This is a genomic window from Micromonospora chokoriensis (assembly GCF_900091505.1).
Lineage (GTDB): Bacteria > Actinomycetota > Actinomycetes > Mycobacteriales > Micromonosporaceae > Micromonospora > Micromonospora chokoriensis.
The window spans coordinates 5896765-5915252 of sequence record NZ_LT607409.1; the positions used below are offsets into that span (position 1 = coordinate 5896765).

At 73.2% G+C, this 18488-nt stretch carries 18 protein-coding genes; 9 read left to right on the forward strand and 9 right to left on the reverse strand.

The window, feature by feature from the left end; genetic code table 11:
- Positions 1–140 precede the first annotated feature (140 nt).
- The 4 genes from GA0070612_RS32880 to GA0070612_RS26725 all read left to right on the forward strand — a co-directional run bounded on the left by GA0070612_RS32880 (position 141) and on the right by GA0070612_RS26725 (position 3603).
- Positions 141–266 carry a hypothetical protein gene (locus GA0070612_RS32880; protein ID WP_269458273.1) on the forward strand — a complete coding sequence of 42 codons (126 nt, stop codon included), beginning with the start codon at positions 141–143 and terminating at the stop codon, positions 264–266.
- Positions 267–350: 84 nt separating this feature from the next.
- Complete coding sequence (locus GA0070612_RS26715; RefSeq protein WP_088990421.1) at positions 351–1301, forward strand: TIGR03557 family F420-dependent LLM class oxidoreductase; 951 nt, start codon at positions 351–353, stop codon at positions 1299–1301.
- Positions 1302–1379: 78 nt separating this feature from the next.
- Positions 1380–3011, forward strand: coding sequence for a RecQ family ATP-dependent DNA helicase (locus GA0070612_RS26720; protein ID WP_088991786.1), 1632 nt, complete (start codon positions 1380–1382; stop codon positions 3009–3011).
- 88 nt (positions 3012–3099) lie between these two features.
- Positions 3100–3603 (forward strand): hypothetical protein, encoded by a 504-nt coding sequence (locus GA0070612_RS26725; RefSeq protein ID WP_088990422.1) that lies wholly within the window; start codon positions 3100–3102, stop codon positions 3601–3603.
- Here GA0070612_RS26725 and GA0070612_RS26730 read toward each other — a convergent pair.
- Entirely contained in the window at positions 3593–5182 is a 1590-nt protein-coding gene (locus GA0070612_RS26730; protein ID WP_197699248.1) for an MFS transporter, read from the reverse strand. The genes GA0070612_RS26725 and GA0070612_RS26730 overlap by 11 nt on opposite strands.
- 82 nt (positions 5183–5264) lie before the next feature.
- Between GA0070612_RS26730 and GA0070612_RS26735 the strand changes: the two genes are divergently transcribed.
- Positions 5265–6026: a TetR/AcrR family transcriptional regulator gene (locus GA0070612_RS26735; protein ID WP_088990424.1), complete on the forward strand. Its 762-nt coding sequence runs from the start codon at positions 5265–5267 to the stop codon at positions 6024–6026.
- Between the two features lie 10 nt (positions 6027–6036).
- Positions 6037–7071: an AraC-like ligand-binding domain-containing protein gene (locus GA0070612_RS26740; protein WP_088990425.1), complete on the forward strand. Its 1035-nt coding sequence runs from the start codon at positions 6037–6039 to the stop codon at positions 7069–7071.
- 152 nt (positions 7072–7223) lie between these two features.
- Here the strand turns inward: GA0070612_RS26740 and GA0070612_RS26745 are convergent, their stop codons facing one another.
- The 8 genes from GA0070612_RS26745 to GA0070612_RS26780 are packed head-to-tail and all read right to left on the reverse strand — an operon-like array spanning position 7224 to position 15779.
- The gene (locus tag GA0070612_RS26745; RefSeq protein WP_088990426.1) at positions 7224–8207 is read right to left on the reverse strand and encodes a DNA topoisomerase IB; all 984 of its coding nucleotides are present in this window, start codon (positions 8205–8207) and stop codon (positions 7224–7226) included.
- Entirely contained in the window at positions 8191–9144 is a 954-nt protein-coding gene (locus tag GA0070612_RS26750) for a glycosyltransferase family 9 protein (protein ID WP_088990427.1), read from the reverse strand. The genes GA0070612_RS26745 and GA0070612_RS26750 overlap by 17 nt, the downstream gene beginning before the upstream one ends.
- Positions 9141–9842: an SDR family oxidoreductase gene (locus GA0070612_RS26755; protein ID WP_088990428.1), complete on the reverse strand. Its 702-nt coding sequence runs from the start codon at positions 9840–9842 to the stop codon at positions 9141–9143. Before GA0070612_RS26755 ends, GA0070612_RS26750 begins: the two co-directional genes overlap by 4 nt.
- Complete coding sequence (locus GA0070612_RS26760) at positions 9839–11293, reverse strand: PfkB family carbohydrate kinase (RefSeq protein ID WP_088990429.1); 1455 nt, start codon at positions 11291–11293, stop codon at positions 9839–9841. The genes GA0070612_RS26755 and GA0070612_RS26760 overlap by 4 nt, the downstream gene beginning before the upstream one ends.
- A 16-nt stretch (positions 11294–11309) precedes the next feature.
- On the reverse strand, positions 11310–12002 hold the full coding sequence (locus GA0070612_RS26765; RefSeq protein ID WP_088991787.1) for a D-sedoheptulose-7-phosphate isomerase: 693 nt from the start codon (positions 12000–12002) through the stop codon (positions 11310–11312).
- Entirely contained in the window at positions 11999–13216 is a 1218-nt protein-coding gene (locus GA0070612_RS26770; protein ID WP_088990430.1) for a glycosyltransferase, read from the reverse strand. Before GA0070612_RS26770 ends, GA0070612_RS26765 begins: the two co-directional genes overlap by 4 nt.
- Positions 13201–14175 (reverse strand): glycosyltransferase, encoded by a 975-nt coding sequence (locus tag GA0070612_RS26775; protein ID WP_088990431.1) that lies wholly within the window; start codon positions 14173–14175, stop codon positions 13201–13203. The genes GA0070612_RS26770 and GA0070612_RS26775 overlap by 16 nt, the downstream gene beginning before the upstream one ends.
- Positions 14172–15779: an HAD-IIIA family hydrolase gene (locus tag GA0070612_RS26780; RefSeq protein ID WP_231924350.1), complete on the reverse strand. Its 1608-nt coding sequence runs from the start codon at positions 15777–15779 to the stop codon at positions 14172–14174. The genes GA0070612_RS26775 and GA0070612_RS26780 overlap by 4 nt, the downstream gene beginning before the upstream one ends.
- Before the next feature lie 235 nt (positions 15780–16014).
- On the opposite strand from GA0070612_RS26780, the gene GA0070612_RS26785 reads away from it, so the two are divergent.
- From GA0070612_RS26785 to GA0070612_RS26795, 3 genes are all read left to right on the forward strand, one after another.
- Positions 16015–16446, forward strand: a complete 432-nt coding sequence (locus tag GA0070612_RS26785) for an SRPBCC family protein (protein ID WP_331716384.1) — start codon at positions 16015–16017, stop codon at positions 16444–16446.
- A gap of 2 nt (positions 16447–16448) precedes the next feature.
- Positions 16449–17450 carry an SDR family oxidoreductase gene (locus GA0070612_RS26790; RefSeq protein WP_088990434.1) on the forward strand — a complete coding sequence of 334 codons (1002 nt, stop codon included), beginning with the start codon at positions 16449–16451 and terminating at the stop codon, positions 17448–17450.
- A gap of 188 nt (positions 17451–17638) precedes the next feature.
- Entirely contained in the window at positions 17639–18406 is a 768-nt protein-coding gene (locus GA0070612_RS26795) for a polyprenol monophosphomannose synthase (RefSeq protein ID WP_088990435.1), read from the forward strand.
- The last annotated feature ends 82 nt before the right edge of the window (positions 18407–18488 follow it).

The window sequence follows — 18488 nt, forward strand, 5'->3', positions numbered from 1 at the left end:
GCGGCCCCCGTACCCCATCTCTCGCGCGCCATCGGCGCACCGCCACCGGCAGGCGGTCATGCCATGGTCACACCGGGCGATTCAATAGTCAATAAACCTTACAGTTGCCTCAGGGCCCGGTCCCCGGGGAGAGTGCGGGGATGGACCCCGCCCTGCTGGCCGACGCGACGAACCCCGCCGACATCCCCGGCGTACGCCTGCTCGGCCTGGTGGTCGGCGCCCTGCTGCTGCTCGCCGCGATCCGCGCGATGTTCGGCCGGCGCTGACCGAACGGGCCCCGGCCGGTGTGGCCGACCACGCCCGGGGTACGGCTTCCCCATCAGCAGGAGCGCACGCTCGAAGGGGAGACCATGAGGATCGGATACTTTCTGTCCAGTGAGGAGCTCACGCCAGCCGAGTTGCTGGAGCAGGCGCAGGGTGCCGAACGGGCCGGCTTCGAAGCGCTGTGGATCTCCGACCACTACCACCCCTGGGTCGACGCCCAGGGCCAGAGCCCTTTCGTCTGGTCGATGATCGGCGCGCTCAGCCAGGTCTGCGCACTGCCGGTGACCACCGCGGTGACCTGCCCGACCGTCCGGATCCACCCGGCTGTGATCGCGCAGGCGGCGGCGACCAGCGCGGTGCTGCACGGCGGGCGGTTCGTGCTCGGCGTCGGCACCGGCGAGGCGCTCAACGAGCACATCTTCGGTGACGCCTGGCCGCAGGCGGACGTCCGCCTGGAGATGCTGGAGGAGGCCGTCGCGGTGATCCGCGAGCTGTGGGGCGGCGGGTTCGTCAACCACCACGGCACGCACTACACCGTCGAACACGCGCGGATCTACACGTTGCCCGACACTCCCCCGCCGATCTACGTCTCCGGCTTCGGCCCGAAGGCGATCGACCTCGCCGCGCGCATCGGCGACGGCTACGTGAGCACCGTGCCCGACGGCGAGATGGTCCGGCGTTTCCGCGAGAACGGTGGCGGTGACAAGCCGTGCCAGGCCGGCTTCAAGGCGGCGTACGCCGACAGCGAGGACGAGGGGATGCGCATCGCGTACGAGCGGTGGCCGAACGCGGGGGTGCCCGGCGAGCTGTCCCAGGTGCTGCCCTCACCACGGCACTTCGAGCAGGCCTCCGAGCTGGTCGAGCCGGAGATGTTGAAGGAGGCGTTCGTCTGCGGGAACAGCGTGGACGCGCACCTGGAGATGATCGACAAGTACGCCAAGGCCGGCTTCGACGAGGTCTACGTGGCCAACACCGGCCCGCACCACCAGGGCCTGTTCGACCTCTACCAGCGCGAGGTCCTGCCCCGCCTGCGCTGACCACCCGGCCGCCCGACCGAGCCCATGATCGCCGGATTGCGTTTCGGCGGTCATGGGCTCGGGTACCTCCGGCCGTCGATGAAACTGTCCACGCATTCGATGACGTTGCGCCGCGCGGCCCGGAGCCTCTTCGGCTGGAAGGCACTGCGGCCCAACCAGTTGGCCGCCATGCGCGCGGTGATGAAGCGACGTGACGCCCTGGTGGTGTTGCCCACCGGCGCCGGCAAGTCGGCCATCTACCAGATCCCGGCCAGCCTGATCCCCGGCCCCACCGTGGTGATCTCTCCGCTGCTGGCGCTCCAACAGGACCAGATCGCCGCCCTCAACGAACGGCAGCGCCCCGAGCTGCGGGCGGTGCGGATCAGCTCGAACGAGTCGGCCGCCCAGCAGGCCGAGGCGATCACCGAGGTCCGCGAGGGCCGGGCCGAGTTCCTGTTCATCACCCCGGAGCAACTCAGCAACCCCGACCGGATGGCCGAGGTCGCCTCGCTGAAGCCGGCGCTGGTGGCGATCGACGAGGCGCACTGCATCTCCGCGTGGGGGCACGACTTCCGCCCCGACTACCTGGCGCTCGGGCACCTCATCGAAGGCCTCGGTCGGCCGCCGGTGGTCGCGCTCACCGCCACCGCCTCCCCGCCGGTCCGCGACGACATCATCGCCCGCCTGCGCCTGCGCGATCCGGACGTGGTCATCTCCGGGCTGGACCGGCCCAACCTCTTCCTGGAGGTCGCGCACTGCCCGGACGAGGACTACCGGTGGCGGCGTCTGATGACGCTGCTGCGCGACGAGGGGCGGCCGGGAATCATCTACGTGCCGACCCGCCGTTCCTCGGAGGAGTTAGCCGCCCGGCTGACCGACGCCGGCTTCCCGGCGCTGTCGTACCACGGCGGGATGCCGGTCGGGGCGCGCGCGGAGCTGCACGAGGCGTTCCTCGCCGACGAGGTCCCCATCATGGTGGCGACCTCGGCGTTCGGGATGGGCATCGACAAGCCGAACATCGCCTGGGTGGTGCACATGGCGCTGCCCGACTCGCCGGACAGCTACTTCCAGGAGATCGGCCGGGCCGGTCGCGACGGGCAGCCGGCCCGGGTGCTGCTGCTGTGGCGGGCCGAGGACGTGGGTCTGCAACGGTTCTTCAGCGGCGGTCTGCCCGACGCCGACGAGTTGCGCGACCTGGCCGCGTTGCTGCGTCGCAAGCCGGCCACCAAGACCGAGCTGCGCGAGGCCACCGGGCTCGGGCCGCGCAAGCTGGGCCAGTATCTGGCCCTGCTGGAGCAGGTCGGTGCCGCCGAGCCGCGCGCCCGCCAGCGCATCGGCGCCCCGCGCTACTCCCCCACGCCGACCGACGCCGCCACGGCGGCACTGACCGAGGCGGAGCGTCAGCAGACGGTCACGCGGTCCCGCACCGACATGATGCGGGCCTTCGCCGAGACCACCGCCTGTCGGGGGCAGACCCTGCTGGCCTACTTCGGCGAGCAGATGACCGACGTCTGCGGCCACTGCGACAACTGCCACAACGGCACCAGCGTCGCCGACCAGGGCGCGGTCGGCCCGTTCCCGGTGCACAGCCGGGTGCGTCACCCGGAGTGGGGCCAGGGCCTGGTGCTCTCCTACGAGGACGACAAGATGACGGTTCTCTTCGACGAGGTCGGGTACAAGACGTTGTCGGTGCGCGTGGTGTCCGAACAGGGCCTGCTGACCCTGGACTAGCCTGACCCGGGTGCCCGTGGCGGGCCCGGTGGATCGACCGATCAGAGCACCGTTTGACCAAGCAGAGCAGGGCGGAAGGGGCATTGCCGTGATCGAGCAGCCGGCGTACACCGGTTTCGGTTTCTCCGACGGGGAGTGGGGGTTGCTGGTCGGCCTGCCGCAGTCGGTGTTGACCGCGGCGAGCGCCGCCGAGTCCGACGGCACCCGCCGGACCATGGCGGAGACCGCAGCCGGCCTGGAGACCATCTCTGCCGGCCGCGAGTCGGCCAGCCCGTTGGTCGCCGCCGTGGCCGGTGAGATCGTGACCCGGGTCGGCGACCCGGAGGCCGGCGCGGAGCTGCCGGTCATCGCGCCCGACGACCCGCGCGCGCTGATCGACGACGTGCTGCTGCGGGCCGGCCAGGCCTCCGCGCTGCTGGCCGCCCGTGTCGACGAGGGCGAGGCCGGCGCGTACCGGCACTGGCTCGTGCAGATCGCCGAGCAGGTGGTGGGCGCCGCGTCCAGCGGTGGACTGCTGGGCATCGGCGGCGAATCCGTCAGCGACTCCGAGCGGCGCTTCCGCGACCGGCTCGCGCACGTGCTCAACGACTGACCGACGACAGCGAGGGGTCGACCGGACCGGTCGGCTCGGCGGCCAGTGCCGTGGAGTCGGCCGGTCGGACGCCGCGCAGGGCGACCAGCGCGGTGACCGCGCCCAGCAGCATCACCGCCATGGCGGCGTACGCGGCCAGGTGCAGCCCGTCGGTGAACGCGACGGCGGCGACGTGTCGTACCCCGTCGGCCAGGTCCGCCGGCAGCCCCTGGGCGACGGCGAGCGCGCCGCCCAGCGTCTCCCGGGCCGCGTCGCCGGTGTCGGCGGGCAGCCCGGCCGGCAGGCCGTCGACGATCTCGCGGCGGTAGACCGCCGCGCCCACGCTGCCCAGGATCGCCATTCCCAGCGCACCACCCAGTTCGCTGCTGGACTCGGTCAGCGCCGACGCGACACCGGCCTGCTCGGGCGGCGCCGCGCCGAGGACGAGCTCGGTGACGAGGGACATCACCATCACCAGGCCACCCGCGTACACACTGGCGCCGACGAGGAGCAGCCACAGTGGTGTCTCCGGCGTGACCCGGGTCAACACCACGAAGCCGACCGCGGCGATCCCGAAGCCCGCACCGATCAGGTACGCCCGCTCGACGCGGTGGGCGAGGGCGGCGGCGGCCGGCGCGACTCCGCCCACGGCGAGGGACGGCACGAGGCTCCACAGTGCCGCCCGCAGCGGGCTCAGGCCGAGCACCAGCTGGAGGTGCTGGGTGGTGAAGATGGCGAAGCCGACGAGGGCGAACATCGCCAGCAGGTTGACCGCGAGCGCCCCGCCGAAGCCGCGACGGCGGAACAGCCGGAGGTCGACCATCGGGTACGCCCGGGTCCGCTGGCGGTGCAGGAAGAGCGCGCCCACCAGCAGGCCGCCGACGATGGCGAGCACCCGCAGCGGGCTGACGCCGTCGCGCGCCATCTCCTTGATGCCGTAGATCACCGGCAGCAGCGCGCCGAGCGACAGCGCCGCGCTGATCAGGTCGAACCGCCCGGTCGCCGGGTTGCGGAACTCGGGCACCAGGAGCGGGGCGAGCAGGAGCAGCATCAGCATCGCGGGGATGTTGATCAGGAAGATCGAGCCCCACCAGAAGTGCTCCAGCAGGACGCCGCTGAGCACGGGGCCGACCGCGATGCCGCCGGTGAGGGTGGCGGTCCAGACGGCGACGGCGGTGCCGCGCTGCCTGGCGTCGTGGAACATATTGCGCACCAGGGCGAGGGTCGAGGGCATCAGGGTGGCCCCGCCGACACCGAGCAGGGCGCGGGCGGCGATCAGCGTCGCGGTGCTGTCGGCGTACGCGGCCAGCAGTGACGCCGCCCCGAAGGCGGTGGCGCCGATGAGCAGGAGTCGACGTCGGCCGATCCGGTCGCCGAGGGCGCCCATGGTGATGAGCAGCCCGGCCAGCACGAAGCCGTAGATGTCGAAGATCCAGAGCTGCTCGGTGGCGGTGGGGCGCAACTCCGCGCTGATGAACGGGACGGCGAAGTAGAGCACCGACACGTCCATCGAGACCAGGAGCAGCGGAAGCATCAGCACCGTGAGCCCGGTCCACTCCCGCCGACCCGCTCGCGGTGCCGGTGTGGTGGTGGTCGTCATGATCATCTGCCTTTCTGCGTATGGCGTACGCTGTTATGCGTAGACCATACGCAGAACTAGGATGGCGGGGCAAGGAGGAAAAGTGGCGGCGAAGACAGACGACAGCGGGCCGAAACTCCCGCCGGCCATCGAGAGCGCCTGGGGGCTGCGAGAACGCCCACCCAAGGGCCCCCGGCCGGGCATGAGCGTGCCCACCATCGTGGACGCCGCCGTGCGCGTGGCCGACGCCGACGGCCTGGCAGCCGTGTCGATGAGCCGGGTGGCCAAGGAGTTGGGCGCCGCCACCATGGCCCTCTACCGGTACGTCGGCTCGAAGGACGAGCTGCTGCTGCTCATGGTGGACGCCGGCTACGGCCCGTCCCCCGGCCCGCCCGCACCGCAGGACGACTGGCGTGCCGGGCTGACCCGCTGGGCCTGGGCCGAGCACGAGGTGCTGCGGCAACGGACCTGGCTGCTGCACGTGCCGATCAGCGGCCCGCCGATCACCCCGCAGCAGCTCGGCTGGCTGGAGGACGGGCTGCGCTGCCTCGACGGCACCACGCTCGGCGAGAGCGAGAAGATGTCGGTGCTCCTCCTGATCACCGGGTACGTCCGCAACGAGGCCACCCTCACGTCGCAGATCGCCGAGGGCGCCCAGGCATCCGGCGTCACGCCGAGCGAGATGATGCCCGCCTACAACCGGATGCTGGCCCGGCTCATCGACCCGGCCCGCTTCCCGGCGCTGCACCGGGTGCTGGGCGCCGGTGTGCTCAAACAGGACGACGACCCGGACGACGAATTCGTCTTCGGCCTGGACCGGATCCTCGACGGAGTCGAGGCACTGATCCGACGCCGAGCAGCCTGAGGGGGCCCGGATGTTGCCGAGAGACACCATCGACACCACAGTCCTGCCACCGGCCGAACGGTTCGGCATGTGGCTGGACCTGGTCGCCCGCACCTCGGCACCGCTGCGCATCCGGTCCGCGCACAGCGACGACTTCGCCGCGCGCGCCGACTTCATCGACCTCAGCCCGGTCCAACTGGTGCAGTACGAGTACCCGTCCCTGGACGCCACCCGGGGCCGCAAGCAGGTCCGTCAGTCCGACCCGGAGCTCTACATCCTCGCCCTCACGACCGGCGGTGTCGGCACGTCCAGCCAGGACGGCCACCGCAGCGAGATCCAGGCCGGCGAGTTCACCTTCTACGACGCGTCCCGGCCGCACGACGTCTGCCACCACGCGACGGAGCCGGAACGGGACCAGGCGACCTCGATCATCACGATGATCCCCCACGCCGCGCTGCCGCTGCCGCCGCAGCGGATGGCCGCGCTCTACGGCGGCCGGATGTCCGGCAGCGAGGGGATCGGGGCGCTGCTGGCGCAGTTCCTCGTCCAGGTGACCGGGCACCCCGAGCAGTACCATGCCGCCGACGCGAGCCGGCTCGGCGCGATCGGGCTCGACCTGGCCACCACCATGCTCGGCCGACACCTGGTCGCCGAGGACGCCGTACCCGCCGAGGTGCGCCGCCGGGCACTGCTCGCCCAGGTGCAGGCGTACGTCCACCGGCACCTGGGCGACGCGACCCTCAACCCCGGGGTCGTCGCCGACGCCCACCACATCTCGGTGCGGTCCCTGCACCGACTGTTCGAGGCCGAAGAGAGCACTGTGGCGTCGTACATCCGCGATCTGCGGCTGACCCGGTGCCGACGCGACCTGTCCGACCCGGCGCTGCGCAACCAACCGGTGCAGACCATCGCGGCACGGTGGGGCTTCCCCGACAAAGCCCACTTCAGCCGGGCGTTCCGGGCAGCCTACGGGGTGAGCCCGCAGGAACATCGCGACACCGCCTCGCATCCGGCGCGGATCGTCAACGGCGCGGCGTCCGTGGTCAACTCGAGGCGGGCAGACTGACACCACGTGGCCGACCGCTCGCGGTGGGCCGCCAACGGGGGCCGTGGCGAGGCGCCCGCCGTGTGAGCGCGGCGGGCGGCCGCCCGGTGGCCTCCCGACCACGCCGAGTCTCCGGCCCCGCCACTTCCCCCCAGGATCGTAGGCGGGGCCGGTCAGGCCTTCTCCAACAACTCCAGGACGACCCGCTCGGCCTCCTCGCGTGACGCCTTCGGATCCACCGACGCCACCACCCCGTCGTGGTAGAGGTCGACCACCCGAGGATCCACGTACGACGCACGAGCCACCGTCGGAGTGTTGCCCAGCAGCTCGGCCACCGCGCGCATCACGGCGACCACCGCCCTGCGGCGCGCGGTCACCGACCGGGCCGGAGCGACGGTGGCCAACTCGGTGGCGGCGAGCACCGTCGCGTGCCAGGTGCGGAAGTCCTTGGCGGTCATCTCCCCACCACTGGCGTCGCGCAGGTAGCCGTTCACCTCGTCGCTGCGCACATCCCGCCAGTCCCGACCGTCCCAGTAGCCGAACAGCCGGTCCGCCCGCCGACGCCGACGGCGCAGGTTGACCAGCACCTGACACAACTCCGGGTCCTCGATCCGGCGTACCTGCTCGATGCCGCCCTTCGCCGGGAACACCAGGACCACGCAGCCGCCGCGGGACCGGGCGTGCTCGGGGCGCAGCGTCGACACCCCGTACGTCGGGTCGTCGCCGGCCGCGTACTGGTCGCTGCCGACGCGGAACATCCCCATGTCCAGCAGGCGGGCCACGGTGGCGAGCACCCGGTCCCGGTTCAACCCCCGGCCGTCCAGGTCACGCCCCACCCGCTCCCGCAGCGCCGGAAGCCGCCGGGCCACCTCCAACATGTGGTCGAACTTCGCCTCGTCCTGCTTCTCCCGCCACCGCGGGTGGTAGACGTACTGCTTGCGTCCGGCCGCGTCGACCCCGATCGCCTGGATGTGGCCGTTCGGGTACGGCGAGATCCAGACGTCCTGCCAGGCCGGAGGAATGACCAACTCCCGCAGCCGGGCCAGGACCTCCTCGTCGCGGACCGGAGCACCGGTCGGGTCGACGAAGTGCCAGCCCCGACCGCGCCGACGCCGCCCGTACCCCGGTCGACCCGGGTCACTACGCCGCAACCGCACTGGAGACCCGCACCACCCTCTCCACCTCGGCCACCGCGGCCAACACCTCGTCGAGACGCAGGGCCGCCATCGTCGGATGGCTTCCTACCCCGTCCCACCTGGGCCAATCCCCGTCGCCGGCCCAGAGGACACGGTGCCGGGGCCGGTCCGGCGGCGGTCCCCAGCGCGCCGGCGGCACCGGCCCGAAGAGGACCACCGACGCGGTGCCGTACCCGGTGGCCAGATGGGCCACGCCGGTGTCCCCACTGACCACCAGCCGGGCGTTGGCCACCAGCGCGGCGAGCGTGCCGAGGTCGGTCCGGCCGGCCAGCACCGCGTCCGACCCCAGACCGGCAGCCCCGGCCACCCGGGCCGCCAGGGCCCGCTCGTCGGCCGACCCGGTGAGCAACACCCGGTGCCCCTGGTCGGTCAACGCCCGGGCCAGCGCGGCGAACCGCTCGGCCGGCCAGCGCTTGGCGGGGACCTTGCTGCCGGGATGCAGCACCGTCACACCGGTGGGCAGCCCGGCCGACGCGGGCCGACGCAGGCCGAGGTCGGCCCGGTCGGCCGGAATGCCGTACCAGGACAGCAGCCGGCACCACCGGTCCACCTCGTGCTCGTCGTCGGACCACTGCGGACCGTCGGCGTGGTCGCCGTCCGGGTCGGCGAAGGCGAGCAGCCGTCCGGGCCGGGTGGCCGCCAGCAACCGGTGCGACTGCGGGCCGCGTCCGTGCAGGTTGACGGCGACCTGCGGGGCCGAGCCGACCCGGACGGGCCGGTCCAGCCCGCGGGTGTCCACCAGCCGGTCCACGCCGCCGACCAGGTCGACGAGCGGACCCAGCCCGGCGGGCGCGGCGAGCACCAACTCCCGAGAGGGGTACGCGGCTCGCAGCGCCCGCACGGCGGGCACCGCTGTCACCAGGTCGCCGACGCCGAGGGCGCGCAGCACGAGGATCACGGGTACGACGTCTCCTGCTCGGCGCAGACCACCAGCTCACGCACCGCGCAGCCGGGCGGTTGGTGCAGCGCGAACATGATCGCGGCGGCGGTGTCCACCGGATCGTTGAGGATCGCGTCCGGTCCGGGCTTGTACTGCGGGTCGCGCTCGTCGAAGAACGCCGTGCGCATCCCGCCCGGAATGAGCAGGGTGACGCCGACCTGACCGGCGAGTTCGGCGGCGAGGGCACGGGTGAAGCCCACCACCCCGAACTTCGCCGCGCAGTACGCGGTGGCGTCACTGACCGCCTTGACTCCCAGGGTGGAGGCGACCGTGACGATGCGGCCCCGGGACGTCAGCAGGAACGGCAACGCGGCCCGGATCACCGCCGCCGTGGCCAGCAGGTCGACAGCGACGATCCGGTCCCAGGTCTCGCCCGGCACGTCGAGGAGTCGACCCGGCACGTCCATGCCGGCGGCGGTGACCACCGCGTCCAGACCGCCGGCCTGCTCAGCGAGGTGCTGGGTGGCCACCTCCGCGGCCCGCGTGTCGGCCAGGTCGCACTCGGTCCAGGACACCCCGTCGACCGGTGGCTGCCGGTCCAGCACGACCGGGCGGCCACCGGACGCGGCCACCGCCGCGACCACCGCCGCGCCGAGCCCGCTCGCGCCCCCGGTGACCAGGACCGTCGGCCCGGCCCCGGGCCGCGTGGCGGTCATCGGGTCTGCTCCGCGAGCGTACGAACGATCATGTCGGTGGTGGACCGACCGTCCAGGTAGGGCACCACCACGGTGTGCCCGCCCCAGCGGCGCAGGACCTCCGCCTCCGGCAGCGCGGTGGCGTCGTCCCCGCCGCCGGTGGCGTAGTCGCCGCCCTTCACCCAGATGTCCGGGCGCACCCAGGACAGGGTCGCGGCCGGGGTCGGCTCGTCGAAGACGAGTACCGCGTCGACGCAGCTCAGCGCGCTCAGCACCCGGCTGCGGTCACTCTCGGACATCACCGGCCGATCCGGGCCCTTCAACCCGGCCACGCTGGCGTCGGAGTTCAGGCAGACGATCAGGCAGTCCCCGAGCTGCCGGGCGGCCTGCAGGGTGGCCACGTGCCCGGCGTGCAGAAGGTCGAAGCAGCCGCCGGTCGCCACCACGGTGCCGCCCGCGGCGCGTACCTCCCGCAGGAGCGTGGCGACCGCGGCGACGCCCACCGGATCGCCCGCCACGCCGCCCCTCGGCAGCGACCGGAAGACTCCCGGGCCGGGCGCGCTCCTCGCCGGCGCCAGATCGGACGGCAGCGCCGCGGCCACTCCCCCACCGGCCACGAACCTGGACGCCTCGGCGACCGCCGCCTGCACCGCCTCGGAGACCAACGCGCCCCCGGCCAACGCGAGGCTGGCGGCGGCCGCGAACCGATCGCCGGCCCCGCACGTGTCCCCCTCGGCGCTGCCCGGGGTCGGCACCACGAGCGGCGTCGACCCGGCATGGCAGAGCAACGCGCCGTCCCCGCCCAACGTCACCGCCACCGCACCGGCCCGCCAACGCCGCCGCAGCCCCTGCGCCCCACGGGACGCGGTGGCCAACCGGGACGCGCCGGGCACCGCCGGGACCAGCTCGCGTACCTCCGACTCGTTCGGGGTGGCCAGGTGCACACCCGGCACCGCCTCCGGGCCACGCGGGTGCGGGTCCCACACCACCGGCGCACGGGTCGCGGCCAACGCGTCGCGCAGCGCGGGCTGCCGGGCCACCCCCCGGCCGTAGTCGCTGACCAGCACCGCCGACGCCGAACCGATCACCCGAAGGACCTCCTCGGACGGCTCACCCGGCTCCCCGGACGCACCGCCACGGTCGTGGCGGAGCAACACCCTGCCCCGAGCCCGGAGACGGATCTTCTCCGGTGTCGCACCGGGCAGGGCCAGCGGGTACACCTGCACGCCGGCGGCGGCGAGCAGCGCGCTCAGTCGGGCGCCGCCGGCGTCGTCGGCGAGCGCGGTCACCAGCACTACCTCGGCGCCCTGCGCGGCGGCGAACACCGCGGCCAGACCGGCGCCACCGGGCCGGTCGACGGCCGAGGTCTCGTCGAGCACCGGCACCGGGGAGTCCGGGCAGAGACGGTTCACCACCCCCTCCACGTCCCGGTCGAGCAGGGTGTCGCCGAGCACCACCACGGGTCCCCTCACGCTTGCCTCCTCATCCTCACGCGTCGATCTGCTGTGCGGCCCCACCGTCGAGCACCACGTCGACCCCGGCACGCACCGGCCCGGCCTCCCCCGGCACGTGGCGGACGATCGCCGCCGCGTCGGCCGCCGCCAACGCGGCGGGCAACTCCTGTTCCAGGTACTCGCAGAGAAGGTGACTGGTCACGAGATGCAGCTCCTGGACGACCTGGGTGTCACCGGACACGACGGCCAGCACGTCGTCACAGGCGTCGGCCAGGGGGTTGGGGAGGGCCCCGGTGAGCGCCCAACTGGTCACGCCGACGCCACGGGCGGCCTGCGCGGCGCGGACGAGGTTGGAGCTGGCTCCGCTGGTGCTGAGCAGCAACAGGACGTCACCGCGGCGGCCGTGGGCCCGCACCTGCCGGGCGTAGACGTCGTCGTATCCGTAGTCGTTGGCGATGGCGGTGAGCGCGCTCGTCTCCGCGTGCAGCGCGATCGCCGACAGCGGCTGGCGGTCGTCGTGGAGCTTGCCGACCAGTTCGGCGGTGAGGTGCTGGGCCTCCGCCGCGCTGCCGCCGTTGCCGGCGACCAGCAGACGCCCCCCGGTGGCCAGCCGGTGCGCCAGGTCGGCACCCCAGCGCGCCAACTGCGACTCGCACCGCCGGTACGACACCAGCGCCGCCGCGAGGTTCGTCAGGTGGGTGTCGAGCAGGCTGCCCGCCGGCATCAGGCCACCACCCGGGTCGGCCGGCGGACGGCGGCCACCTCGCTGTAGACCTCCACCAGCCGCTCGGCGGTGGCCGCCCACGAGTACCGGGTCCGGGCCCGCTCGCGCGCCGCCGTGGCGTACGCGAAACGCCTGATCCGATCGTCGAGCAACCCCTGGATCGCGCCGGCCAGCGCGTGCGGGTCCCGCGCCGGTACGAGATCACCTGTCGTGCCGTCGACCACGGTGTCCCGGATACCGCCGACGGCGGTGCCGACGACCGGCACCCCGCAGGCCATCGCCTCCAACGGAGTCAGCCCGAACGGCTCGTACCAGGGCGCGGCGACCAGCAGGTCCGCCGAGCGGTACCACCGGCCCATCTCCTCCCGGGGCACCGCGCCGACCAGGTGCACCCGGTCGGCCACCCCGCACGACTCGGCGAGGGCCCGCAGCCGCCGCGCGTAGGGGTCGGTTTCGAGCAGCCCTTCGGGCGGGCCGCCGACGACCACGCACTCGGCGTCGGCGACCAGCGCCATCGCGCGGATCACGGTCTGGAAGCCCTTGCGTTCGACCAGCCGGCCCACGGTCAGGATCCGGGCCCGACCCGGCTCCCGGTCGGCGGCCGGCCCGAGCGGGGCGAACGTGGCGAGGTTGACCCCGGACGGCACGACGGTCATCCGGGACCGGGGAACCCCCATCCGGACGAGTTCCCCCACCTCGTCGCGGCACTGCGCGACGATCCGGTCCACCGAACGGCCCAACTCGCGTTCGTAGGACACCCGCCGGGCGGGGCTGGTGTCCTGCACACCCTGGTAGCGGCGCTTCACGGTGCCCAGCGCGTGGTACGTCTGCACCACCGGCACACCGGTCTGCCGCCCGGCGGTCAGCGCCGCCAGGCCACTCATCCAGAAGTGCGCGTGGATCACCTCGGGCACCCACTCCCCGCCCCGCCAGCGCTCGGTCAACCAACGGCTGAACTCCCGCATGTGCGGCAGCAGCGCGTCCTTGGCCACCGGCTCGGCCGGGCCGGCGGGCACGTGCACCACGTCGTACCCGTCCGGGCTGCGGACGGTCACCGGCAGGTCGGGCGCGTCCCGGCGCGTGTAGACCCGCACCTCGTGCCCGGCGGCGGCGAGAGCGGCGGACAGCTCCGCGACGTGCGTGTTCTGGCCGCCGGCGTCCTCCCCTCCGAGGACGGCGAGCGGGCTGGCGTGCTCCGAGATCATCGCGATCCGCATACTTCCTCCTCCAGCAGCCGGTCCCAGTCAGCGAGGAAACGGTCCAGGCCGTACCTGTCGCGCGCGGCGGTCCGCGCCGCCGCTCCGGCCTGACGTGCGGTCGCCGGTTCGTCGATGAACCGGCGGGCGGCGTCGAGCAGGGTGTCGGTCCGGGTGGCGAGCGCTCCGGCCTCCGGGGGCACCGCCATCACCGCCTCGGTGGTGGCGAGCGCGACGACCGGCATGCCGATCGCCATCGCCTCGATGAGGCTGAGCCCGAGCGACGTCCACCGGCACAGGTGCAGGTACGCGCGCCGCCGGCCCAGCTCGGCGTGCATCCGGTGCTGGGGCACGTCGTCGTGGCTGGTGAGTCGGTCGGCGGGCAGCCCGAGGTGGTCGGCGAGCCCGGCGACGCCCATCCCGAAGACGTCCAGCGGGGCGATCTCGGCGAAGCGGGGCAGCAGGTCGGTGCCGGTGACCCGGCCACGCCGGACCGGCTCGTTGATCACCACGGCGAGTCGGTCGAGTTCCCCGGTGTAGGACACGGCGGGGGCGACGATGCCGTGGTCGACCACCGTGGTGCGGGTCGTGCCGGTGTCCCAGAAGATCTGGTTGAACCCGGTGACGTGGGCGATGAGCAGGTCGTCGCGGTCGGCCATCGGGTGCCGGGTGTTGGGCACGTCGCCCTTGGGGGTGTTGTGTTCGACGTAGATGGCGGGGACGTCGCGTCCGGGGCGGCGACGCAGCCACTCCTGCGCCCGGTCGATCTCCTCCGGTCGTTGCAGGATGACCAGGTCGACGTCGGTGTCGGGCAGTTCCTCCGGGGTGACCTCGACGGCGCTGTCCGGCCAGGGGTAGGTGCGGGCCCGGCCGAGCCCGTACGGGCCGCGGTCGGGTGTGGTGGGGATCAGATAGCGGTGTCCGCCGTGCACGAACGATGTGGTCCAGGACCCGTGCACGTGCCAGAGCAGGATGTTCATCGGCCGCCACCGTTACCGACGGCGAGCATCCGCAGGGCGTCGACCACAGCGCCCGGGTCGACGTCGCTGAGGCAGGGGTGGCCGGGGACCGGGCAGCTGGCGGCCCGGGTGTCCCGGCACGGCGCGGACGCGTCGCCGAGCCGGACGGTGGGCACCCGGTAGGGGCCCCACTGCCCGAACGGGACGGTCGGCGCGAAGAGACTCACCACCGGCACACCGGCGGCGGCGGCCAGGTGCGCCGGCCCGGTGTTGCCGACCACCACCGCGCTGGCGTCCGCCACGATCCCGGCCAGGCCGGCCAGGTCGGTTCGTCCACCCAGGTCGGTGCCACCCGCCGCCGCGACCCGGGCGGTGACCGCACGCTCGTTCGGACCGCCGGTGACCAGCACCCGGTGCCCGGCGGCGGTCAGCGCCGCGGCGATCCTCGTCGCGACCTCGGGCGGGCAGGCCCGGCTCGACGCGGCCGAGCCGGGGTGCAGCACCACGTACCCCGGGTCGCCGAGATCAGACGGGCGCTCCGCCACGACGTCGTGGCGGAGCCGGAGCACCGGTTCGTCGCCGTCGGGCAGCCGGTGACCGGCGGCGGCGGCGAGAGAGAGCGCGCGTTCGGGTTCGGGGACGCCCACCGGCACCCGGTGCCGGACGTCCAGCAGCGAGCCCGGGTAGTCGTCGCTGATCGCCGCGATCCGGCCGATCCCCGCCATCCGCAGCAGCAGTGCCAGTGGCAGCGCGGACTGGTGGAACGACGTGAAGACCACCGCCTGGTCGGCGTCGACCGCGCCGAGGCGGGCGGTCAGGCTCCGCATGTCCTCCGGGTCGACAGGTTCCGGCGTGCTGTCGATCCAGGGCAGCGGGTGCTCGATGATCTCGTCGACGCCGGGCAGCAGATCGGCGGCGGCACGGCCCCGTGGCCCGCAGAGCAGCACCACCCGCTGTGCCCCGGCCGCGACGGCACGGATCGCCGGCCCGGTGACCAGCACGTCCCCCGCCGAGTCCGACCGGACCACCAATGCGGTCCGCACCGGCCCGTCGGGCGGGGTGGTCGGCAGCACGGCCCGTTGCCGGCGCAGGATCTCGTCCACCGCCGCCGGCAGGTCGGAGGCCGTCCATCCGGCGGCGGCGATCTCCTCCGGTCTCGTCACCGGAGTGGGCACCAGGACGCCCGTCGCCCCGGCGGCCAGCGCGGCGGCGACGTCCCGGCCGATGTCGCCCACCATCACACACCGGGACGCGGTGGTGCCCAGCTCCCGGGCGGCGGCGTACACCAGTCCCGGTGCCGGCTTACGGCAGTCGCACCGGTCCTCGTCGTCGTGTGGGCAGACCAGCCAGGCGTCGAACCGGCCCAGCAACTCCTCGACGCGGGCGTGCACCGCCCGCATCTGCTCGCCGGTGAAGTAGCCCCGGGCCAGACCCGACTGGTTCGTGACCACCGCCAGCCGCAGCCCGGCCGCCCGCAACCGGTCCAGCGCGGCCCGCGCTCCCGGCACCGGTCGCACCTTCTCCGGGTCGCCGTTGTACGGGACGTCCTCGATCAGCGTGCCGTCGCGGTCCAGCAGCACGGCGTCGTACAGGACGGGTCGGAGGCTTCCAGCGGTGCCCGGCAAGCCGGCACGGTCAGCAGCGGCGTAAACCGGGGCTGACCTGCGCTGATAGCGATCCTCCTGGTCCTGTCGCACAGCCGGCGGGTTCCCTGCGCCCCGAGGAGTAAACGTCGTCGCCGAGGGGGTGGGCCAGCGCCACCAGCGGCGCCCCGCGTCGGCCTTACCCGCCGTGCCGGAGAAGCTAACCCGCCGGTCGTTAGCGCCGTCGTGGCGCGGGTATGGGAATCCAGTGGCGATTGTGGAGAAAGTGATCGACGCTCCCCCGCAGCAGGTGTTCGACGTGCTGGCCGACGGGTGGACGTACAGCGACTGGGTGGTCGGCACGGCACACATGCGCGACGTCGACGAGGCCTGGCCCCGGGTGGGCAGCCAACTGCACCACCGGGCCGGGCCGTGGCCGTTCTCGCTGCAGGACGCGTCGACGGTGCTGGTCTGCGAACCGCCGCACCGACTGGTGCTGAAGGCCGGGCTCTGGCCGGCGGGTGAGGCGATAGTGGCCTTCACGCTGGAACCGGTCGGCGAGGACGCCACCCGGGTACGCATCGGGGAGGACTTCGCCGCCGGCCCGCTGCGGTGGCTGCACAACAAGCTCAACGACCTGGTGCTGCACCTGCGCAACCGGGAGACGCTGGATCGGCTGGCCGACATCGCCACCCGGCAGAAGGGGTGACAGTGACGCACACCGTGGTGGTGACCGGCGCGAGCGCCGGCGTCGGTCGGGCCGTCGCGCACGCGTACGCGGCCCGGGGTGCCCGGCTGGCGTTGCTGGCCCGGGGCGAGGCCGGCCTCGCCGCCGCCGAACGGGAGTGCCGGCTGCGCGGCGCGACCGACGTACGCGCCTACCGGGTCGACGTGGCCGACGCGGGAGCGGTGCAGCAGGCCGCCGACGACGTGGTGCACCGGTGGGGCGGCATCGATCTGTGGATCAACAACGCCATGGTGTCGGTGTTCGCGCCCGCCTGGGAGATCCCCGCGCGCGAGTTCCGTCGGGTCACCGAGGTCACCTACCTGGGCACCGTGCACGGCACCCTGGCGGCGCTGCGTCACATGCGGGCCCACGGGCGGGGCACGATCGTGCAGGTGGGCTCCGCGTTGGCCTACCGGGGGATCCCCCTGCAGTCGGCGTACTGCGCGAGCAAGCACGCGGTGCAGGGCTTCAACGACTCGCTGCGGGCCGAACTGCTGCACGACTGCCCGGGGGTGAGGCTGTCGATGGTGCAGCTGCCCGCCGTCAACACGCCGCAGTTCTCCTGGGTCCGTACCCGCCTGCCCCGGCATCCGCAGCCCGTACCGCCGATCTTCACGCCGGAGTTGGCCGCGCGGGCCATCGTCTGGGCCGCCGACCGGGGCACCCGGGAGCTGAACGTGGGCGGCCCGACGTGGCAGGCCCGGCTGGCCGACATCCTGTTCCCCGGGCTACTCGACCGGAAGCTGGCCCGCGACGGCTACGACAGCCAGCAGACCGGCGAGGAGATCGACAGGGCCACCTGGCAGGACAATCTCGACCATCCGGGCGACCAGGGCACGGACCGGGGCGCGGCGGGCATCTTCTCCGACCGGGCACACGACCGGTCGGCGGCGCTCTGGGTCGGCACCCACAAGCCGGCGCTGACCGGTGTCGCACTCACCGTCGCGGCTCTGACCCTCGCCGCCGTCGCCCGACGCCGGCGCTGACGGTCCTCGCGGCGCTGACGGTCCTCGCAGCGCCGGCGGCCCGGCAACCCCGCGACCAGTGGATCGATGATCGGCCACCGTGTGCCACTGGCTGCCGCAACGCCCGGAAGGGGTGCCTCTTCAACCCGAATGTGACAACTGGATACCCTTTCCATTGAGCCCCCTGTCCGCAAACCGAGGATGTCCGCATGATCGAGCCTGTGCAGCTGCCGTCGCCGTGGCGGGACGTACGCCTGACCGTCGTCGTGCCCACCTACAACGAGGCGGGAAACCTGCCCACACTTGTGGGGCGGCTACTCGCACTGCCGCTGCCCGGCCTGCGCATCCTCGTCGCCGACGACAACTCTCCCGACGGCACCGGTGACGTGGCCGACAAGCTGGCCATCGAGCACCCGGAGCGGATCGAGGTCGTCCACCGCGCCGGCAAGGAGGGCCTCGGCCGGGCGTACGTCGACGGGATGGGACGGGCGCTGGAGGGCGGCGCCGAGTACGTGGCGCAGATGGACGCGGACCTGTCGCACCCGCCGGAGGCGCTGCCGGGCATGCTGGGAGCGCTGCTCTCCACCCAGGCCAGCGTGGTGATCGGTTCCCGCTACGTGCCGGGCGGCGAGCTGGACGAGAACTGGCCGCTGTACCGCCGGGCCCTCAGCGGCTGGGCGAACCTCTACGTGCACACCCTCCTGCGGGTGCGCATCCGGGACCTCACCGCCGGCTTCAAGATCTGGCGGGCCGACGCCCTGCGGGACATCGACCTCAACCGGGTGCAGTCCAACGGCTACAGCTTCCAGGTGGAGATGCACTACCTCGCGACCAAGCTGGGGCACACCATCCTGGAGGTGCCGATCCGCTTCGAGGAGCGCCAGGAGGGCGCGTCCAAGATGACCACCGCGACCAAGGTGGAGAGCGCCCTGATGCCCTTCCGCCTGCGCAGCAAGCACCGCAACATCACCAACTAACCCCTAACCCCCTCACCCCCAGCTCGGGTCGATCATGGAGTTGTGGTGCCCGTTCACACCCCGGGCAGGTGTTTTGTCACCC

Bases quoted from the DNA above. Each gene is read 5' to 3' on its own strand.
- GA0070612_RS32880 (WP_269458273.1), top strand. From the start codon at position 141: ATGGACCCCGCCCTGCTGGCCGACGCGACGAACCCCGCCGACATCCCC.
- GA0070612_RS26715 (WP_088990421.1), top strand. From the start codon at position 351: ATGAGGATCGGATACTTTCTGTCCAGTGAGGAGCTCACGCCAGCCGAG.
- GA0070612_RS26720 (WP_088991786.1), top strand. From the start codon at position 1,380: ATGAAACTGTCCACGCATTCGATGACGTTGCGCCGCGCGGCCCGGAGC.
- GA0070612_RS26730 (WP_197699248.1), bottom strand. From the start codon at position 5,182: ATGACGACCACCACCACACCGGCACCGCGAGCGGGTCGGCGGGAGTGG.
- GA0070612_RS26740 (WP_088990425.1), top strand. From the start codon at position 6,037: ATGTTGCCGAGAGACACCATCGACACCACAGTCCTGCCACCGGCCGAA.
- GA0070612_RS26755 (WP_088990428.1), bottom strand. From the start codon at position 9,842: ATGACCGCCACGCGGCCCGGGGCCGGGCCGACGGTCCTGGTCACCGGG.
- GA0070612_RS26770 (WP_088990430.1), bottom strand. From the start codon at position 13,216: ATGCGGATCGCGATGATCTCGGAGCACGCCAGCCCGCTCGCCGTCCTC.
- GA0070612_RS26775 (WP_088990431.1), bottom strand. From the start codon at position 14,175: ATGAACATCCTGCTCTGGCACGTGCACGGGTCCTGGACCACATCGTTC.
- GA0070612_RS26795 (WP_088990435.1), top strand. From the start codon at position 17,639: ATGATCGAGCCTGTGCAGCTGCCGTCGCCGTGGCGGGACGTACGCCTG.